The sequence below is a fragment of the Thermosipho sp. 1244 genome, from assembly GCF_018588215.1.
GTDB classification, from domain to species: Bacteria; Thermotogota; Thermotogae; order Thermotogales; family Fervidobacteriaceae; genus Thermosipho; species Thermosipho affectus.
Window position 1 is genome coordinate 37304 of the sequence record NZ_LNGA01000032.1, and the last position, 19288, is coordinate 56591.

A 19288-nucleotide genomic window follows, 5' to 3' on the forward strand; every position below is an offset into this window, starting at 1 on the left:
GGTTAATATTTTATGATTGTATTTTTCTATTTTGTAACAATTGAAAATTTTAAAATTTTTTGATGTGTGGTATAATACTAACAAAGTTAGATAAAATTAATAATTTGGGGGTAAAGTATGAATAAAGAAGAGTTAATGAAAGTTATAATTGAAAGGATAAAGAAATGCAAGTCATGTTCGTTGCATGAAAATCGAACCAATGTAGTACCTGGTGAAGGAAATTTAAATAGTCCCATTGTTTTTGTTGGAGAAGGGCCAGGTGAAGAAGAGGATATTCAAGGTAAACCGTTTGTTGGAAGGGCAGGTCAGTTATTAACCAAGATTTTGGAATCCGTTAATATTAAAAGAGAAGATGTGTATATAACTAATATTGTTAAATGCAGACCCCCGAATAACAGAACGCCCACAAAGGAAGAGGCAAGGGTGTGTTCTCACTTTTTATTTGCTCAATTAGAAATAATAAATCCAAAGATGATTGTCACATTGGGAAAACCTGCTTTGGAATTATTTTTGGGAAAAAATGTTGCAATTACTAAAGTTAGGGGAAATGAGTTTATATGGAAGGGTGGAGTAATAGTATTTCCTATGTTTCATCCAAGTTATTTGTTGAGAAATCCTTCAAAGGCAAAAGGTTCACCTAAAGACCTTACGTGGCAGGATATTAAAAGAGTTAGAAAGTATTATGACCAATTTTTAAAGGAGAGAGAAAATGGCGATTAAAAAGTTAACTCCTGCTCTTGAAAACTACCTTGTAACTATATACAAGTTGTCAAAAGAAAAAGGGGTTACAAGAATTTCAGAAGTTGCAAAGATAAAAAATGTTAGTTACCCTAGTGTTACTACTGCTGTGAAAAAGTTGGTTAATTTAGGTTATGTAGAACACGAAAGATATGGATTTATAAGATTAACCAATAAAGGAAGAAGAATTGCGATCACTATTTACAATGGAGAACTTAGAGTGAAGTATTTTTTTATGTACGTTATAGGTTTTTCAGAATCTAGGGCACAGCAAGTTGCCGAACTTATGATATACGGTTTAGATAATGAAACAAGAAAACAATTAAGACGTTTTTATGCTATAATGATTGATTTTGATGAAACAAAGGCAGAAATACTTATAAAGTTTTTAAAAGAACAAAGGAAAAAATTGGGTGTGAAAAATGTCCCAAAAGAAGCACTAAAACTTAAATTAAGGTTAAAGGAGGATGATTAATGAGAGTTTTAGTTACAGGCGGAGCTGGATTTATTGGATCTCACGTAGTTGATAAACTTGTAGACAATGGTTATGATGTTGTCGTTGTGGACAATTTATCAAAGGGAAAAAGAGAAAATGTAAACAAAAATGCAATGTTAATAGTAGCAGATATAAGGGATGAAAATAAAATGCGTGAAATTTTTAATGAATATAAATTTGACTATGTTTTCCATCTTGCAGCCCAAGCAAGTGTTTCTGTTTCTGTGAAAAATCCAGTGGAAGATGCAAATGTAAACATAGTAGGTAGTTTAAATCTCATAAAGCTTTCCATAGATTTAGATGTGAAAAAATTTATTTTTTCTTCAACGGGTGGGGCAATATATGGTGATGATGTTGATATTTACCCCACACCTGAAGCTATTTGTCCCAAGCCTATTTCACCATATGGTATTGCAAAGTTTTCCGTTGAAAATTATTTAAGATTTGCAAAGCATGAATTTGGATTAAACTATACAGTTTTACGCTATGCAAATGTATATGGTCCAAGACAAAATCCATTTGGAGAAGCAGGAGTAGTAGCAATATTTGTGTCTCGTATGTTAAAGGGTGAAAATGTAACTATAAATGGTGATGGAGAATATATTAGAGATTATGTGTATGTAGAAGATGTGGCAAATGCTAATTTACGTGCAGTAAAAGCAGGTGACGGTCTTGAAATAAACATAGGAACTTCCGTTGAAACAAGTGTTAATCAACTTTTTGGATACTTAAAAAAGATTATAAAGTATGAAAAAGATCCCATTTACGGTCCGCCAAGAAAGGGGGACATTAGAAAAAGTGTATTGTGTTATACAAAGGCACTTGAAGAATTAAGATGGAAACCTACAGTTGATATTGAAAAGGGGTTGAAACTTACAGTTGAATGGTTTAAACGAAATTTTAAGGCCTAAAAGTTTAGGGGATATAATTGGGCAAAACCATTTGTTTGGAAAAGCTGGTATATTAAAGATTGCCATTGAAAGGAACAATTTATTTTCCTCTATTTTTTATGGTCCACCAGGGTGTGGTAAAACTTCTACATTAGATGTTATAAAAAAACATACTGATTACGAAATCTATCATTTTAATGCAGCGATAACTTCAACGTTGGATATAAAGAAGATTTTGGATTACGCAGAAAAGGTAAAAGATGTCAAAAAAATACTGCTTTTTGTAGATGAAATACATAGGTTTAATAAGAAACAACAGGATATCTTTTTACCTGGTATAGAAAAGGGAAGTTACATCTTTATTGGGGCAACTACTGAAAATCCATTTAAAATGATTAATCCTGCCCTTTTATCCAGAGTAAAGGTAATTGCTTTTAAAAGGTTGAGCGAATCTGATTTAAAGAAGGTAATTGAACGTGCCATAAATAAAAAAAAGGTTAGTGTAGAAGAGGAAGTAATGGAATTTATAGTAAAAAATTCAGCAGGCGATGCACGCTTTGCCATAAATTTATACGATGTATTAAGTGAAATAGCACTTTCTTTAGAAAAAGACGTTGTTGATGAGGAAATAATAAAAATTTATAGTGGAGATGGAAAAAAGTTTTATACAAAAAAAGAACATTATAACCTTGCATCTGCATTTATTAAGAGTATAAGAGGTAGTGATCCAGATGCTGCTTTATATTACATGGCTCGTATGCTTGAAGGTGGTGAAGATCCTCGGTTCATAGCAAGAAGATTAGTTATACTTGCAAGTGAGGATATAGGTCTTGCAGATCCTATAGCCATTTTAATTGCTACCGCTACAGCGCAAGCCGTGGAATTAGTGGGACTTCCAGAGTGTGTTTTAAACCTTTCAGAATGTGTGATTTATCTTTCCTTAGCGCCAAAAAGTAATTCATCAACTGTTGCTATTTCAAAAGCTATGGAACTAGCTAAAAAAACACCTGATTTAAAAGTTCCATTTAATTTACTCAACGTGGAAAAAAGTGGTTATAAAAACCCGCATTATTATGGGGGATTTATTAAGAGATCTTACCTTCCAGATAAAATTTCAGATAGTATTTTTTACACGCCAAAGTCTATTGGAAAAGAAAAGCGGTTTAAAGAGATAGTTGACAAGCTGTGGAAAGGGGTGAAAAGATATGGAAGTGAAGGTTAATAATGTTTTGGTAAAATTGATAAATGGAGATATTACAAAGGAAAAAGTTGATGTAATTGTTAATGCAGCAAATACTTGGTTGAAGCATGGTGGAGGAGTTGCGGGTGCAATTTTGAAAAAAGGAGGTTATTCAATACAAAAAGAAAGCGATGAATATATCCAAAAATATGGGCCTGTAAATACAGGTAATGTAGCTGTAACCTTTGCGGGAAATTTAGATGCAAAATATATAATCCACGCAGTAGGGCCAATTTGGCATGGTGGAAGAAATAAGGAAGAAGAAAAATTGAAGAGTGCGATTTTAAGTGCTTTAAAAAAAGCGTGTGAACTTGGAGTAAAAACCATAGCATTTCCAGCAATTAGTAGTGGTATATATGGTTTTCCAGTGAAAAGATGTGCGGAAATTTTTAAAGAAAGTATAGAAAAGTTTACGAAGAATAACACTTGTCTTGACGAAATAAGAATTGTAAACATTGATAAAGAAGACTACGAAATTTTTGTTGAGGTATTTTCAAATGATTAATCTCATAAAAGCGTTATTTTTGGAATCTTTTAGAAATAAGATATCTTTTTTCTTTGGGATTCTTTTACCAGTTGTGTTTTTTATAATGTTTGCTCAAGTTTTTTCAAATGAAAAAGAAGTTTCATTTGCGTACTTTAGTGATAAGCCTTTGGATATACCTGGAAAATACTATAGTAATAAGGATGCTTTGATGAAGAATAGATATAATTACGCAGTATCTGCATTTGTAGAAAGCAAAAAAATTGTGGTTTATAAAAATTATAACGATTATACCGTTGATTTATGGATTGATGACTTGAAACGTAAAGTAAATACTATTGATTTCAGAGAAATTGTGAGAATAAACGAAAGAATTTTAGATTACAAAGTTTTAAATGAAAAAGAAAGTATTTACTTGGGTTCTTTTGTTTTGTCATTGGTTTCAATTGGTATGTTTTCAGCCATAAATTTATTTGAAAGATATAAAGAAATTGGAATAATAAGGAGATTTAGAATATTACCTCTAAATGCATTTTTGTTTGTACTTTCGTTTTCTCTTTCTCAATTTATAGTAAGTCTAATTTCTTTTGTTGTTGTAAGACTTGTTGGAATTTTTCTTTTCAATATAAACTTAAAGGTTGATTATCTATTTTTTGCGTTTTCATTTATTTCAGCCGTCTTGGGGATGCTGGGAGTTGGAATACTTTTGAGTATTTCGTTTGAAAAATTTGCAAATTCTGTTGCGCAATTTTTGTATACCATTTTTATATTTTTTTCTGGAATATACTTTCCCATAGATTTTCTTCCAAAATTTTTAAAAAACATTACTTATTTTTTACCCATAAGGTATATATTTGATAATTTTAAGTATTCTATATTTAAGCAGGATTCTTTTGGAAAATTTTTACTACAAAATGTATCTTTAATAATTTTTGGGGTTGTTTTATTGTATTTTGGTGGAAAAATTCTTTTTGCACCAGAAGAGTAGGTGAAATAATGGTAAAAGTGGTTAATTTAAAAAAGAAATATGGAGATTTTGAAGCACTTAAAGGAATAAGTTTTTCCATAGAAAGTGGAATTATATTTTCGTTTTTAGGTCCAAATGGTGCTGGAAAGACTACAACTTTGGAAATATTAGTGGGACTTAGAAAGAAGACTTCAGGTGAAATATATTTTTTTGGTCAAAAAGTAGATGATATTGATAAGAAAATAAAGGAAAGAATAGGGGTACTTCTTCAAAAAACGGAACTTTTTAGAGAGCTTACCGTGTATGAGACGCTAAAACTTTTTAGGAGTTTTTACAAAAAAGGATACGATCCTAAAAAAGTGCTAGAGATGATTGGACTTGTTGAGAAGACAAATGAAAGGGTTAAGACACTTTCTGGTGGACAATTTCAAAGGCTTAGCTTTGGATTATCTTTTATTAACGATCCTGAAATTTTGTTTTTAGACGAACCAACTACGGGGTTAGATCCACAATCTCGAAGACATATTTGGGATATTATAAGAGAATTTAAGAGGGATGGTAAAACTATCTTTTTAACGACACATTATATGGAAGAAGCGCAAACATTATCTAATAAAGTGTGTATTATAGATAACGGATTAATTATAGCTGAAGGTAGTCCAGATGAATTGATCAAACATTCAGGGTTAAGTACAATTGTTGAAGTAGATGGAGAATACAACTTTGGAAAAGTAGTGGAAGGGAAAACTATAATTGAGACTAAAAATATGAGTGAAGTGATAAATAAGCTTTTAAACGATGGCGTAGAAAAATTCATTGTACGACATCCAACACTTGAAGATGTATTCTTAAAGCTTACTGGAAAGGAATTGAGGGATTAATATGTTTAAAGCGCTTTTGAAAATAGAGTTTTTAAGAAGTAAAGAGGCGACTTTTTGGTTTGTATTATTTCCCATTTTGCTTACTTTACTTTTGACTTCTATTTTTGGAGATTTAGAAAAAAGGATACGTTTTAAAATAGGTGTTATTGGTAACTCGAGTGTATTAGATAGTTTTAAGGACTATTTTGATATTGTAAGAATAGAAAAAATAGAGCAATTTATTGAAAAGAACCTGGATGTAGTTGTAGTTTTGGAAGAAAATTTTGAGCAAAAATTTCAAAAGGCACTTTTTTTATCGAAAACAAAGCTTTTTGAGCCACTTAAAGTAGATGTTTACTATATTCCTGGAAAATTAGATTCAAAGATTGCCAAAGATGTTTTTATAAGTGCATTTTCAAAGGTTAATTATTTAATGGGAAGAGATATTCCAATTAAAATAATAGAGAAAAACAAAAATATAAGATACCAAGAATTTCTATATGGGGCTATTTTAGTTATGAACATTATGTCTGTTGTTTTTTTTGGATATTTAACTAATATTTCTTTCTATGAGCGAAAAGGTGTCTTAAAGAGGTTATCTGTTACACCTTATAACAGGTTTTACCTTACTTTTACTATGGTAGCCTTTTTGCAAATTTTATTATCTTGTGTTATATTCTCCATTTTTGATTATTTTGTATATGGAGTGGATATTTTTAGTTACAACGTATGGTTTTACGTTTTGTTTGGAAGTATGGTTTTTCTTTCCTTTGGTTATATGCTTTCAAAGATGTTCAAAAATCCAGAAACAACAATTGTATTAGGTAACATATTTTTTCAGGTATTTATGTTCGCAGGCGGTTTTTATTTTAATGTAAATAACGTAAAATTCATTTCAACCATTTCAAAAATAATCCCATCTACCTATTTGGTAGATGGGATACGTGCGTCGTATGGATATTCTATATACGACAATCACATATTTGTTCCATTGGTATGGTTTGTTTTGTCTGTGGTTATAAGTTTGGTATTGTAAATAAGCCATTTTCCATTATTTTGATTTTTTCTGTACCTTTAACTCCCCAAACGTTCATTTTTTCATTGCCCACCATGAAGTCAACATGTGTAAGACTACTATTAAGCCCCACTTCTTTTAATTGTTTTTCTGATAATTTTTCCCCGTTTTTTACACAACTTGGGTATGCTCTACCAAATGCAAAGTGTGAAGCTGCATTTTCATCAAATAGCGTGTTGTAGAAGATTTTTTTCATCTGATAAATGGGGGATTCAACGGATACAAGTGCAACTTCACCTAATTTTCTTGCACCTTCATCTGTGTTTAAAATGGTTTCTAGTATATCTTTGCCTATTTTTGCATCGTAATTTATTATTTTTCCGTCTTTAAAGGTAAGTGTAAATTTGTCTATAATGTTTCCACCATATACTAGTGGAAAACTATTTGAAACCACACCGTTTATTTTATCTTTATGTGGTGCTGTAAATACCTCTTCTGTTGGAATATTTGGAACAAAAACGATACCTTGTTTGTTTTTTTGACTTCCTGATATCCAAATGTGCTCTTTGGGAAGACCAACTTGTAGATTTGTACCAGGCCCTTCGTATATTAAATAGTCAAATTGTTTTTCATTTAGATATTTTGTAATGTGTGTTAATTTTTCTATGTGTTTTTTCCAGTTTTCAATGGGATTTCCTTCTATTCTACTGGCTTTTAAAATGTATTCAAGAAGTTTTTCCGTGTTTTCTTCACCTAATACCTTTTTTGCCCATTTTTTTGAAGGGTATGCAACAACACACCAAGAAATTTCATTAGCCATCATTCTTTTCATGATTTCTTTATTTGCGATGTTTACCGTTTTTGTATAAATACCTATTCTTTCAGGTGGAACGTCTTTTAGTGCATCTGGATCTGCACCAGTTATACTTAACACCGCTCCCTTTTTATCGAGTAAATATTGAGATGCCATTATTTCCCAATTTGGATATTCTTTTAACGCATCAATAGGTGCATTTTTTAAACGATATTTTGTGACTACTTCATCATTCCATCTTACGTATACATCATATGCACCTAGATTAAAAGCTTCATTTACTATTTCTTCTACAAATTCTCTTGCATCAAGCGGTGCTTTTATAAATAAAATTTGTCCTTTTTGAAGGTTAAGTCCAATTTGAAGTGCAACTTTTGCATATTTGTTTAACATCATATCATTCCTCTAAAATTTTTCTTATTTCTTTTTCTATATCCTCTGTTATTTTTTCCTTAATTTCTATTGCTTTAAGATTCTCATGTAATTGTTCAATCTTTGATACCCCAAGGATAACACTACTTACATTTGGATTCAACAAACACCATGCGATGGCAAGTTGCGAGAGCTTTGCATTCAATTCATCTGCAATTTTTTGTAATTTTTGTAATTTTTCAAATGTTTTTTCCGTTAGTATACCGTTTTCTTCAAGGTGTTTTTTTAGATTTGGAAATCTTGCAAGTCTTGAATCTTCTGGAATACCGTTGTTGTATTTTCCGGTTAGAATCCCAGAAGCAAGAGGACTCCAAATTGTTAACCCCATACCGTATTTTTCGTATATAGGTTGATATTCTTTTTCTACCCTGTTCCTTACAAGCATGTTGTATTGTGGTTGTTCTACAATAGGTGGTATGCAGTTTAATTCTTTGCATGCTATGTGGGCTTTTTCAAGTTGGTCCCCACTCCATTCGGAAGTACCCCAATAAAGTGTATAGCCGTTTCTCACTAAATAATCCATTGCAAGAACGGTCTCTTCAATAGGTGTTTCTGGATCAGGACGGTGGCAGTAGACAATGTCAACGTAGTCTAGTTGTAACCTTTTAAGTGAAGCAAATGTTCCTTCTAAAATGTGTTTTCTTGAGAGCCCTCTATCATTTGGTCCGTTTCCACCCCAAAATATTTTCGTGGAAACCACAATGTCACTTCTTTTGAATTCCTTTAAGACTTCACCTAACATGGATTCAGCCATACCATTTGCGTATGCTTCTGCCGTGTCAAAGAAGTTTATTCCATTTTTGAAAGCTTCTCTTACTATTTCTTTGGCTTTTTGAATGTCTAGTTGATTTCCGAAAGTGAGCCATGATCCAAGTGAAACTTCACTTATCTTTAATCCCCATTTTCCCACTTTTCTGTAATTCATATCTTTCACCTCCTTATAAAAAATTATATCATAAAATATTCACTTTGCGAAATATATTGTTTTTGGTTGAAATATGTTATAATTAGCATAACGAATAATTGGAGGGGAAACTTTTGAAAAATAGGGTTGATTTATTCAAGCAAAGTATATTAAAGTCGCTTTTTTTGCTGAGTTGGCCTTTAGTTATATCAAATTTAATGCAGACATTTTACAATGCAGTTGATGCTTATTTTTTGGGAAAGCTGGGAAAGATAGAGTTTTCTGCTCCTACAATAGTATGGCCACTTATATTTGTTTTTATTTCACTTTCTATAGGCTTTGCACAAGCTGGAGTAACGTTAGTAGCACAATTTACAGGAGCTTCAAATAAAAAGGCTGCAAGAAAAGCTGCAGGTCAAACCGTTGTAATTTCCACACTTTTAGGTATTTCTTTAGCGATAATAGCTATTATAATTTCACGTCCTGTAATTACTTTAATTGCCGGTGAAAATAGTAAAGAAGTAATAAATTATGCGGTTAATTATTTTAATATAATAATGATAGGGTTGCCATTTGGTTTTATCTTTAACTCCATTTCTTCTATTTTAAGAGGTTGGGGAGATTCAAAATTTACAATGAAATTGATGTTTATTTCAACTGTGGTTAATATAATTTTGGATCCAATGTTTATTTTTGGTTTTTGGTTTATTCCAAAAATGGGGGTGATTGGTGCAGCTTGGGCTACAACAATTGCAAGAGTTGTTGCAGCTGTAATTTCAATTGAACACTTATTTGCAGGGAAAAGAGGGTTTAAGATAGGTTTTGAAGATTTAAAACCAGATTTTTCATTGATAAAAAAGGTGTTTCGCATTGGACTACCAAGTTCTTTGAGTATGTCTATAACTTCTTTGGGATTTGTGGTTATAATGAGGTTCGTTTCTAGTTTTGGACCTACAGTTGTTAGTGCATATGGTGTGGGAAATAGAATTATAAACTTTATCACGATGATATCATTTGGTATTGGTAATTCTGTTACCACTATGGTGGGGCAATTTTTAGGTGCGGGGGATTTGAAAAGTGCTGAAAAAACGGTAAAAGTTGCGTTTATTTCAAATTTTTTAATCGTATTTTCCTTAAGTACTTTGACCTTTTTCTTTGGAGGAGAACTTACCAGGTTTTTTATAAATGATCAAGAGGTCATAAGAGTGGGATATATATTCTTTAAATACGTTTCTTTCTCTTTGCCATTTTTTACTTCTATGTCTGTTTTTATCAACACACTTGTGGGTGCTGGAAGAACGGAATTGTCAATGATAGTTGATATAACAAGATTATGGGGAATTAGGGTACCGTTAATAGCAATTTTTTCCTCTACTTTTGGCTTTACAGGATTGTTTTTTGCTATGATAATTAGTAATGTGGCAGCAATGATTTTGGCATATCTGTTTGTTAAATTTTCAGATTGGAAGAAAACAATTGTGCAGAAAAAAGGGGGTAAATGTGATGATATTTACTGACAAAAAGATTGAAAAAAAGAAAAGAAAGTATTTTATGGGGTTAGATTCAACAGATGCCAGTAAGATTATTGAAATTTTAAATAGTCTTCTTGAAGAGAAAGTTGAAACGGAAGAGGAAGTTGTAAAGCTGGTAGAAAAATTTACAGAACTTTCTGATATTGTATCTGAAGAAATGGGTTGGAGATACATTAACATGACGAGGTTTTCGGATAAAAAAGAATATGCCGAAGAGTTTAACGACTATTTTCAAAACGTTGTTTCGAAATTAAAACCCTATTATATAAAGCTTGAAAAGAAGATATATGATAGTAAGGTGGAATTTTCAAGAGAATATGTACATATGTTGAATATAATTTCAAATAACATTGAATTATTTAGAGAAGAAAATATACCTTTACAGGTAGAAGAAAGAAAACTTTCAAATAAATATGGCGCTATCTTTGGTTCTATAACTGTAAATTTTAGGGGTGAGGAAAAAACACTTCAACAACTTATACCATATTTAAAATCACCTGATAGGGTAATAAGGGAGGAAGCATGGAGAAAAAGGTTTGAAGGATTGTTAGAAAAAAGAGAAGAGCTTGATAACCTTTTTGATGAGTTAAAAGAAATTAGAATAAAGCAAGCAAAAAATGCAGGTTTTGAAAATTATAGAGATTATATGCACAAAGCAAAAGGAAGATTTGAATATACAGTAGAAGATGTTTACAAATTTCACGAAGCAGTGGAAAAGAAAGTTATGCCATTTTTTAGAAAAAGAATGCAAAAACGTGCGAAAAAATTAAGAGTTGATACATTAAGACCGTGGGATACAGCTGTTGATGTTGATGGGAAAGTACTTAAACCATATAAAACGGTAGATGAATTTGTTGAAAAGGCGATAAAAGTACTTGAAAAAGTTAAACCACTTTTTGGTGAAAGATTAGAAATGATGAAAAACACTGGATTGCTTGATCTTGAAAATAGAAAGGGAAAGGCACCAGGTGGATACAACTATCCATTACCGGAAACAGGTGCACCGTTTATTTTTATGAACGCAACAGGGCAGAGTGGAGATGTAAGGACCCTGCTGCATGAATCAGGACATGCTATGCACACCTTTGAAACGGTAGACATACCTGTTACATATTATAGACCAAATCGTATGGAAATAGCAGAACTTGCTTCGATGAGTATGGAATTGTTAACTATGCACCATTGGAATGAATATTATAAAGATAATGAAGAGTTAAAAAAGGCAATGATAGAAGAGCTTGAAAGTGCTATTTTATTCCTGCCTTGGTGTATGACAGTTGATGCATTCCAACAGTGGATCTACAGCAATCCAGGACACTCTGCTGAAGAAAGAGCAGAATATTTTGGAAAATTGATGGATAGATTTAATCAAGGAGTGGATTGGACAAATCTTGAACTTGAAAAGAAATACAGATGGTTATTCCAATTGCATATATTTGAAGTACCTTTCTACTATATAGAATATGGAATTGCACAACTTGGAGCATTGTCAATATATAGAAATTACGTCGAAAACTCAGAAAAAGCTATAGAGAGTTATCACAACTTTTTAAAGGTTGGATATAAAGTACCAATTGATAAGGTCTATGAAGTTGCAGGTATAAGATTAGATTTTTCAGAAGAGTATATTGGAGAGATTGTAGATTTTGTCGAAGATAGATTAAAAACTTTGGAAGGGGATTAATTTGTTTTTTGAAGATTTTAACGAAGAGTTTGAAAGTTTAGACGAATTTGTTGAAAGTATAAGAAAAAAAACGAATTGTCCAGAATGTGTACAATGTGGATATTGTTGTAAGATAACACCTTGTTATTATGGAAAATGGAATAATAAAAAGAAGCAATGTGAATATTTAACTGATGATAATAAGTGCGGTATCTATGACAAGATAGTTGAATTGGAAAAGGATAAAGAAGTGAAAATGTTTGGAAGCGGCTGTTGTTTAAACTATATGAATCCGGAAAGATTAAAAAAATTATCCCAAAAGTAGATTTATAGTTTTTCATTAGCTTCGGCATGTGCCGAAGCTTTTTTTGTCAAATAGTTAGTTATTAAAAAGTTTATAAGGTATAATTAATTTACTTTGGTAAGAATATGTTATAATAAAGTTGGTTGATAAAAAAATCACAAGGAGGGGTATAAATGAAAGTTGCGATTATAGGGTGTACTCATGCAGGCACTGCTGCAGCCATAAATACGGTGAATCTATATGAAGATGCAGAAGTGACAGTCTATGAAAGAAATGATACCATTTCGTTTTTATCTTGTGGGATTGCATTGCATGTTGAAGGTATAGTTAAAGAGCAAAGGAAACTTTTTTATTCATCGCCAGAGCATCTAAAAAGTTTTGGTGTGAAAACAAAGATGAAACATAATGTAAAAGAAGTAGATTTCAAAAATAAGACTTTGGTAGTTGAAGATATTAAAAGTGGTAAGGTTTTTGAGGAAACATTTGATAAGTTAATTATTGCTACGGGTTCATGGCCGGTTATTCCTGAAATTGAGGGAATTGATTTAAAAAATATTTTGCTTTCAAAAAATTTTTATCATGCAAATGATATAGTGAAAAATTTAAAAAACGTAAATGATGTAGCAATTATTGGTGCAGGATACATTGGAGTTGAACTTGCTGAGGCAATTAGAGAAAATGGTAAAAAAGTAACTTTAATAGATATTGAAACAAGAATTTTAGCCAAATACTTAGATGAAGAGATAACAGATGTTGCAGAGAAAAAATTAATAGATAAAGGTATAAAACTTGCGCTTGGTGAAAGGGTAATAAAATTTGAAGGAACTGAAAAAGTTGAGAAGGTAATAACTACAAAGGGTGATTACAAAGCTGATTTGGTAATTCTTTCTATGGGATTTAAGCCAAATACAAAATTATTTAGAGGAAAACTAAACATGCTTGATAATGGTGCAATAATTGTTGATAAGCATATGCAAACAAGTGAAAAAGATGTTTTTGCTGTGGGGGATTGTTGTGCGGTATTTTACAATCCGTTGGAAAGATATGAATATATACCTCTTGCTACAAATGCGATTAGAATGGGAACAATAGCTGCGTATAATTTAAAGAAAAAGAGGTTAATGCATTTGGGGACTCAAGCTACATCTGGCATAAAGATATACAATTTAAATATTGCGGCAACTGGAATTACAGAGCATATGGCAAGAGTAAATAATTTAAATGTAGGGTCAATTTTCATTGTGGAAAATCATAGACCGGAATTTATGCCATATTTTGAAAAGGTATTTTTTAAAGTAGTTTACGATAAAGACACAAAACGTATATTAGGTGCTCAAATAATGTCAAAAATTGATTTAACTCAATCTATGAATACAATGTCTGTTTTGATTCAAAATAAGATGAGAATAGACGAACTTGCGTTTGTTGACTTTTTCTTCCAACCGCATTTTAATAAACCGTGGAATTTTTTGAATGTTGCTGGTTTGGAATATTTGAAAAATCATTTCTAATTTAGGAAAAAAATATCGTGAAAAAATTAACGAAAAATTCATATAAAATTAACTATTTTAAGTAATTTTTTGGAGTATAATATTTGTGAGAACATTCACAGGAGGTGAAATTATGTGGGAAAGCAAGATGGATATTTACAATGTATTTGAATTGAGGTGTAAAACAACGTGTTATTTTGGTGTAGGTGCAATAAACAAAATCGGTGATATATTTGACAATTTGAAAGAACAAGGAATCAACAGTGTGATTTTTGTAACAGATAAAGTAGCTTATAAGGTAACGGGTGCGTGGGATGTTATAAAACCTGAACTTGAAAAAAGAAACATAAAGTATGTTATATACGAAGATGTATCTCCAAATCCAACAACAACTCAGATTAATGAAGCAACAAGGATTGCAATTGAAAATGGTGCAAAGGCTGTTATAGGTATAGGTGGAGGAAGTCCTATTGATGCAGCAAAAAGTGTAGCTGTTTTACTTGAATATACGGACAAAACTGCAGAAGAATTATACGAGGGAAAGTTTATACCAACTAAAGCAAAACCAATAATTGCAATTAATACAACACATGGTACAGGTACTGAAGTAGATAGATTTGCAGTTGCAACTATTTTAGAGAAAGAATATAAACCTGCACTTGCATATGATTGTATATACCCCACATATGCAATTGATGATCCTCAGTTGATGAAGACATTACCAAAGAATCAAACAGTTTTTACATCTATTGATGCTGTTAATCACGTAACCGAAGCAGCTACAACTCTTGTAGCGAGTCCTTATTCAATACTTCTTGCAAAGGAAACAATAAGACTCATTGCAAGGTATTTACCTCAAGCAGTTGCTCATCCAGATGATTTGACGGCAAGATATTATCTTTTGTATGCTTCTACAATAGCAGGGATTTCTTTTGATAATGGATTGTTGCACTTTACACATGCACTTGAACATCCATTGAGTGCAGTAAAACCTGATCTTGCTCATGGACTTGGGCTTGCAATGCTTCTTCCAGCCGTTGTAAAACATATTTACACCTCAAAGCCAGAGGTTTTAGCGGATATTTACAGCCCAATTGTTCCAGATTTAAAGGGTGTCCCAGGCGAAGCAGAGAAGATAGCAATTGGTATTGAAAAGTGGCTGTTCAACTTAGGAGTTACAGAAAAATTAGAAGATATGGGATTTAGTGAAAATGACATTCCAAAACTTACAAAACTTGCACTTGAAACTCCTTCTTTGGGATTGTTGTTGAGTATGGCACCAATTAGTGCAGATGAAAAAACAATTTCTTCAATATACATGGATTCATTAAAGCCTTTCTCAAAATGATAGTTGTTTTTTAGTTTTGTGGGGCCTTTTGGCCCCACTTTTTTGACAAAAAAATAGTTTGATGTATAATAGTTTTACGTAAATGTATCGGAGGTGGAAAAATTGAAAAGTGAAAATTTTGAACATGCTTTTTTGCTTTTTTCAGAAATTGAAAAGCTAAAATTTCAGATTTTAAGGGCAGATATGGAAAAGTATGGAATTCATCCCGGGCAAATTCCACTTTTTTTTATTATCAAAAAATTTCCAGGTATAACACAAAAAAAATTGGCCGAAAGAATAATGGTTAATACCTCTACAGTGGCAATAATGTTAAAAAGAATGGAGAAGGCAGGATTTGTAAAAAAGGTTGTAGATGAAAAGGATAGAAGATATTTTCATGTTTATCTTACAGATAAGGCAGAAGAAATACACGAAAAGTTACTGAGGAGTATGAAAAAGTTTGAAAGTGCGTGTTTTAAAGATTTTTCGAAAGGGGAATTAAATCATTTGGAAAAACTTTTGGAAAAAGTTGTTAAAAATTTGGAGGCGATGAAAGATGGGAAAAATTTTTAAATATTTGAAAAGATATACTTTTTTAATTATCTTGACCTTGTTTTTTGTTACTTTGCAAGCTGTTTTAAATTTATATCTTCCAAATTTGATGGCGGATATAGTTAATAAAGGTGTTGCAAGGGGAAATGTCGATTATATCTGGAGTGTAGGTTGGAAAATGCTTGGCATCACTTTGTTAAATGTTACTGCTGCTGTCATTTCAACATTTTTTGCCGCAAGAATTTCTATGGGATTTGGAAAAGATCTTAGAAGTATGGTTTTTAAAAAGGTAATGAATTTCTCTTTAAACGAAGTGGATAAGTATGGTGTTTCAACGCTTATAAATAGAAATACAAATGATATTACACAAATCCAAAGTGTTTTGTTTATGATGTTACGTATAGTTGCACTTGCTCCAGTTATGGCCATTGGTGGAACAATAATGGCGGTTTCAAAAAGCGCAAAACTTTCTATGGTTTTGCTTGTTTCGTTGCCTATTATGTTTGTTGCTATGTATTTTATTTTAAAATATTCAATTCCATTGTTTAAATCAATGCAAAAAAAACTTGATAAGTTAAATAGAGTTTTAAGAGAAAATCTTACAGGTGTTAGGGTTATTAGGGCATTTGCAAAAACAGAGTATGAAAAACAAAGGTTTGAAGATGCCAATGAGGATTTAACGAGTACAGCTCTTAAAGTTAACAGGATTTTTTCCTTGGTTTTTCCTTTGATATTACTGATTATGAATATAACTATTGTCTTTTTGATTTGGGTTGGTGCTTTACAGGTTGATAAAGGCACGTTGGAAATAGGTAACATGATGGCAGTTATGCAATACATTATGCAAATTATGTTTTCATTTATAATGATATCCGTTATTTTTATCTTTCTTCCAAGAGCATCTGCTTCAGCCGAAAGAATTAATAGTGTTTTAGAAGAAAAAACAAGGATAAAAGATCCAGAGCAACCGAAGAAGATCGATATCGTGGAAAAGATAGAATTTAAAGATGTTACATTTTATTATGAAGGAGGAAAAGAACCCGCAGTGTCAAATGCAAGTTTTACAATAAACCCAGGGGAAGTAGTTGGAATTATTGGAAGTTCTGGTTCAGGAAAGAGTACTCTTGTCAAATTACTCATGAGATTTTATGATGTTACTAAAGGAGAGATTTTAGTTAATGGAATTAACATTAAGGAAATTTCTCAAAGATATTTGAGGGAAAGGATTTCATTAACTCCTTCACGTCCAGTTATTTTCTCTGGAACAATTGAAGAAAATGTAAGAATAGGTAAAAAAGATGCCAGTGAAGAGGAAATTATAGAGGCCTTAAAGATTGCACAAGCTTGGGAGTTTGTTTCAAAGTTTCCTGATGGTATAAAAACGAAAGTTTCGCAAGGTGGAACAAATCTTTCAGGTGGTCAAAAACAAAGACTTGCAATTGCAAGGGCAATTGTGGGGAATAAAGATGTTTATATTTTTGATGATAGTTTCTCAGCTCTTGATTTCAAAACTGATGCAAAATTGAGAAAAACTTTGCGAGAAAAGCTATCAAATGCAACAAAGATAATAGTTTCTTTAAGAGTAGCCACGGTTATGAATGCAGATAAGATTATAGTTTTGGAAAATGGAAAAATAGTGGGTATTGGAACACATAAAGAACTTATTAGAAATTGTCCGGTATATAGGGAAATAGTTTCTTCTCAACTTTCAGAGGAGGAGATAGCATGAGTATGGGAAAACCTGTGCGTAGGGGAGGGCCCGGGGGACCAATAAGAGGGGCTGTTGAAAAGCCAAAAAATTTCAAAAAAACACTAAAAAGGTTATTAGGATATTTAAGACCATATGTAATCCCTTTGATAATTGTATTTGCACTTGCGATAACTGGAACAATATTTAGTATTATTGCTCCAAAAGTTTTAGGAAAGGCAACAACTAAGTTGTTCCAGGGATTTCTTGCAAGAAAAATATTTCCCAGGGCAAAAATAGATCTCCAGGGTATACTAAGAATTTTAATTGAAGTGGGAATTTTGTATGGTCTATTTGCGTTATTTATGTATATACAGCAATATATAATGGCAGGTGTATCACAAAGGGTTGTGAAAAAATTAAGGACGGAAGTTATGGAAAAGCTTTCCAAACTTCCATTGAGGTTTTATGATTCAAAAACACATGGTGAAATTTTAAGTAGAGTAACAAATGATGTAGATTTGATTAGTAACACTTTGAATCAAAGTTTGACACAACTTATTACTTCTATAGTTACAATAGTTGGGGTTATTATAATGATGCTTACCATTAACCCTTTGCTCACTTTGGTTACGATGGTTACACTACCTATCAGCATATCATTGATAGTACTTATAGTAAAGAAATCTCAGAAATATTTTAAAAATCAACAAGAATTTCTTGGAAATGTAAATGGACATGTTGAAGAGATGTTTGGCGGATTAATTGTTGTAAAAGGATATAACATGGAAGAGGAAAGTATTAAAAGATTTGAGGAGTATAACGAAAAGTTATATGGTTCTGCATGGAAGGCACAATTTGTTTCTGGAATAACTATGCCTATTATGAGATTTGTTGGTAATTTGGGATATGTTATAGTTTCGATAATGGGCGGAATAATGGTGACAAAACGCATTATCCAACTTGGTGATGTACAGGCATTTATTCAATACTCTCAACAATTTAATCAACCTATTTCTCAAGTGGCAAATATAATGAACATGATTCAGTCAACTCTTGCAGCAGCAGAAAGGGTTTTTGAAATTTTAGATGAGGAAGAAGAACCTGATCCAGAGAATGCCATAGAATTAAAGTCTGTTGAGGGGAATGTGAAATTTGAAAATGTTTATTTTAGTTATAGTAAAGATAAAAAATTAATTGAGGGCTTAAATATTGATGTGAAAAGCGGGCAAACTATTGCCATTGTTGGACCAACAGGTGCCGGAAAAACAACTCTTGTGAATTTATTGATGAGGTTTTACGAGATACAAAAGGGAAAAATTACCATCGATGGTGTGGATATAAGAAAATTGAGAAGAAATAATTTGAGAAGGTTCTTTGGGATGGTTTTACAAGATACTTGGTTGTTTAATGGTACTATTAGGGAAAATATTGCATATGGTAAAGATAATGCCACTGAAGAAGAAATAATAAATGCTGCAAAGTTAGCACATGCCCATCACTTTATAATGGCATTGCCTGGAGGGTATGATGCCGTTATTAATGAAGAAGCTTCAAATATTTCTCAAGGGGAGAAACAGCTTATAACGATAGCAAGGGCTTTTGTAGTGGATCCAGATATTTTAATTTTAGACGAAGCTACTAGTAATGTGGATACGTTGACTGAGAAATATATTCAGAGTGCTATGAAAAGATTGATGCATAGTAGAACTAATTTTGTTATTGCACATAGATTATCGACTATTAAAGATGCGGATATGATTTTGGTAATGAATGAAGGAAAAATAATCGAAAAAGGTACACATGAGCAGCTGATGAATAAAAATGGTTTTTATGCAGAATTGTATAGAAGTCAATTTTTAGGTGCTTATGTGTAAAACTCTCTGCGAATGC

General features: G+C 31.9%; 18 protein-coding genes. 16 read left to right on the forward strand and 2 right to left on the reverse strand.

Annotated features, from left to right (window positions below):
• Window positions 1–117: 117 nt before the first annotated feature.
• From AS157_RS08180 to AS157_RS08215, 8 genes are read left to right on the forward strand one after another with little or no spacing between them, the layout of a single operon-like run.
• The gene (locus AS157_RS08180; RefSeq protein ID WP_077288822.1) at window positions 118–720 is read left to right on the forward strand and encodes a uracil-DNA glycosylase; all 603 of its coding nucleotides are present in this window, start codon (window positions 118–120) and stop codon (window positions 718–720) included.
• The gene (locus tag AS157_RS08185; RefSeq protein ID WP_077288821.1) at window positions 710–1213 is read left to right on the forward strand and encodes a metal-dependent transcriptional regulator; all 504 of its coding nucleotides are present in this window, start codon (window positions 710–712) and stop codon (window positions 1211–1213) included. Before AS157_RS08180 ends, AS157_RS08185 begins: the two co-directional genes overlap by 11 nt.
• On the forward strand, window positions 1213–2145 hold the full coding sequence (locus AS157_RS08190; protein ID WP_077288820.1) for an SDR family NAD(P)-dependent oxidoreductase: 933 nt from the start codon (window positions 1213–1215) through the stop codon (window positions 2143–2145). The genes AS157_RS08185 and AS157_RS08190 overlap by 1 nt, the downstream gene beginning before the upstream one ends.
• On the forward strand, window positions 2114–3346 hold the full coding sequence (locus AS157_RS08195; protein WP_077288819.1) for a replication-associated recombination protein A: 1233 nt from the start codon (window positions 2114–2116) through the stop codon (window positions 3344–3346). The genes AS157_RS08190 and AS157_RS08195 overlap by 32 nt, the downstream gene beginning before the upstream one ends.
• Complete coding sequence (locus AS157_RS08200; RefSeq protein ID WP_077288818.1) at window positions 3330–3869, forward strand: macro domain-containing protein; 540 nt, start codon at window positions 3330–3332, stop codon at window positions 3867–3869. Before AS157_RS08195 ends, AS157_RS08200 begins: the two co-directional genes overlap by 17 nt.
• Window positions 3862–4836 (forward strand): ABC transporter permease, encoded by a 975-nt coding sequence (locus AS157_RS08205; RefSeq protein ID WP_077288817.1) that lies wholly within the window; start codon window positions 3862–3864, stop codon window positions 4834–4836. Before AS157_RS08200 ends, AS157_RS08205 begins: the two co-directional genes overlap by 8 nt.
• An 8-nt stretch (window positions 4837–4844) precedes the next feature.
• Entirely contained in the window at window positions 4845–5696 is an 852-nt protein-coding gene (locus AS157_RS08210; protein ID WP_077288816.1) for an ABC transporter ATP-binding protein, read from the forward strand.
• A 1-nt stretch (window position 5697) separates the two neighbouring features.
• Window positions 5698–6711, forward strand: coding sequence for an ABC transporter permease (locus AS157_RS08215; protein WP_077288815.1), 1014 nt, complete (start codon window positions 5698–5700; stop codon window positions 6709–6711).
• Here the strand turns inward: AS157_RS08215 and AS157_RS08220 are convergent.
• Both AS157_RS08220 and AS157_RS08225 read right to left on the reverse strand, forming a co-directional pair.
• Entirely contained in the window at window positions 6692–7900 is a 1209-nt protein-coding gene (locus tag AS157_RS08220) for an aminopeptidase (protein ID WP_231450270.1), read from the reverse strand. The genes AS157_RS08215 and AS157_RS08220 overlap by 20 nt on opposite strands.
• A gap of 1 nt (window position 7901) precedes the next feature.
• A complete protein-coding gene (locus tag AS157_RS08225; RefSeq protein ID WP_077288814.1) occupies window positions 7902–8861 on the reverse strand; it encodes a potassium channel beta subunit family protein in 960 nt (319 codons plus the stop codon).
• Between the two features lie 113 nt (window positions 8862–8974).
• Between AS157_RS08225 and AS157_RS08230 the strand changes: the two genes are divergently transcribed.
• From AS157_RS08230 to AS157_RS08265, 8 genes are all read left to right on the forward strand, one after another.
• Window positions 8975–10357 (forward strand): MATE family efflux transporter, encoded by a 1383-nt coding sequence (locus AS157_RS08230; protein WP_077288813.1) that lies wholly within the window; start codon window positions 8975–8977, stop codon window positions 10355–10357.
• The gene (locus AS157_RS08235; RefSeq protein ID WP_077288812.1) at window positions 10344–12056 is read left to right on the forward strand and encodes a M3 family oligoendopeptidase; all 1713 of its coding nucleotides are present in this window, start codon (window positions 10344–10346) and stop codon (window positions 12054–12056) included. Before AS157_RS08230 ends, AS157_RS08235 begins: the two co-directional genes overlap by 14 nt.
• Before the next feature lies 1 nt (window position 12057).
• Entirely contained in the window at window positions 12058–12360 is a 303-nt protein-coding gene (locus AS157_RS08240; protein ID WP_077288811.1) for a hypothetical protein, read from the forward strand.
• Between the two features lie 152 nt (window positions 12361–12512).
• Window positions 12513–13850 (forward strand): FAD-dependent oxidoreductase, encoded by a 1338-nt coding sequence (locus AS157_RS08245; protein WP_077288810.1) that lies wholly within the window; start codon window positions 12513–12515, stop codon window positions 13848–13850.
• A gap of 112 nt (window positions 13851–13962) precedes the next feature.
• Window positions 13963–15177 carry an iron-containing alcohol dehydrogenase gene (locus tag AS157_RS08250; protein ID WP_077288809.1) on the forward strand — a complete coding sequence of 405 codons (1215 nt, stop codon included), beginning with the start codon at window positions 13963–13965 and terminating at the stop codon, window positions 15175–15177.
• A 102-nt stretch (window positions 15178–15279) separates the two neighbouring features.
• Window positions 15280–15729, forward strand: a complete 450-nt coding sequence (locus tag AS157_RS08255) for a MarR family winged helix-turn-helix transcriptional regulator (protein ID WP_077288808.1) — start codon at window positions 15280–15282, stop codon at window positions 15727–15729.
• Entirely contained in the window at window positions 15713–17437 is a 1725-nt protein-coding gene (locus AS157_RS08260; RefSeq protein ID WP_077288807.1) for an ABC transporter ATP-binding protein, read from the forward strand. The genes AS157_RS08255 and AS157_RS08260 overlap by 17 nt, the downstream gene beginning before the upstream one ends.
• Window positions 17434–19272, forward strand: a complete 1839-nt coding sequence (locus AS157_RS08265; protein ID WP_143611737.1) for an ABC transporter ATP-binding protein — start codon at window positions 17434–17436, stop codon at window positions 19270–19272. The genes AS157_RS08260 and AS157_RS08265 overlap by 4 nt, the downstream gene beginning before the upstream one ends.
• Window positions 19273–19288: the final 16 nt, after the last annotated feature.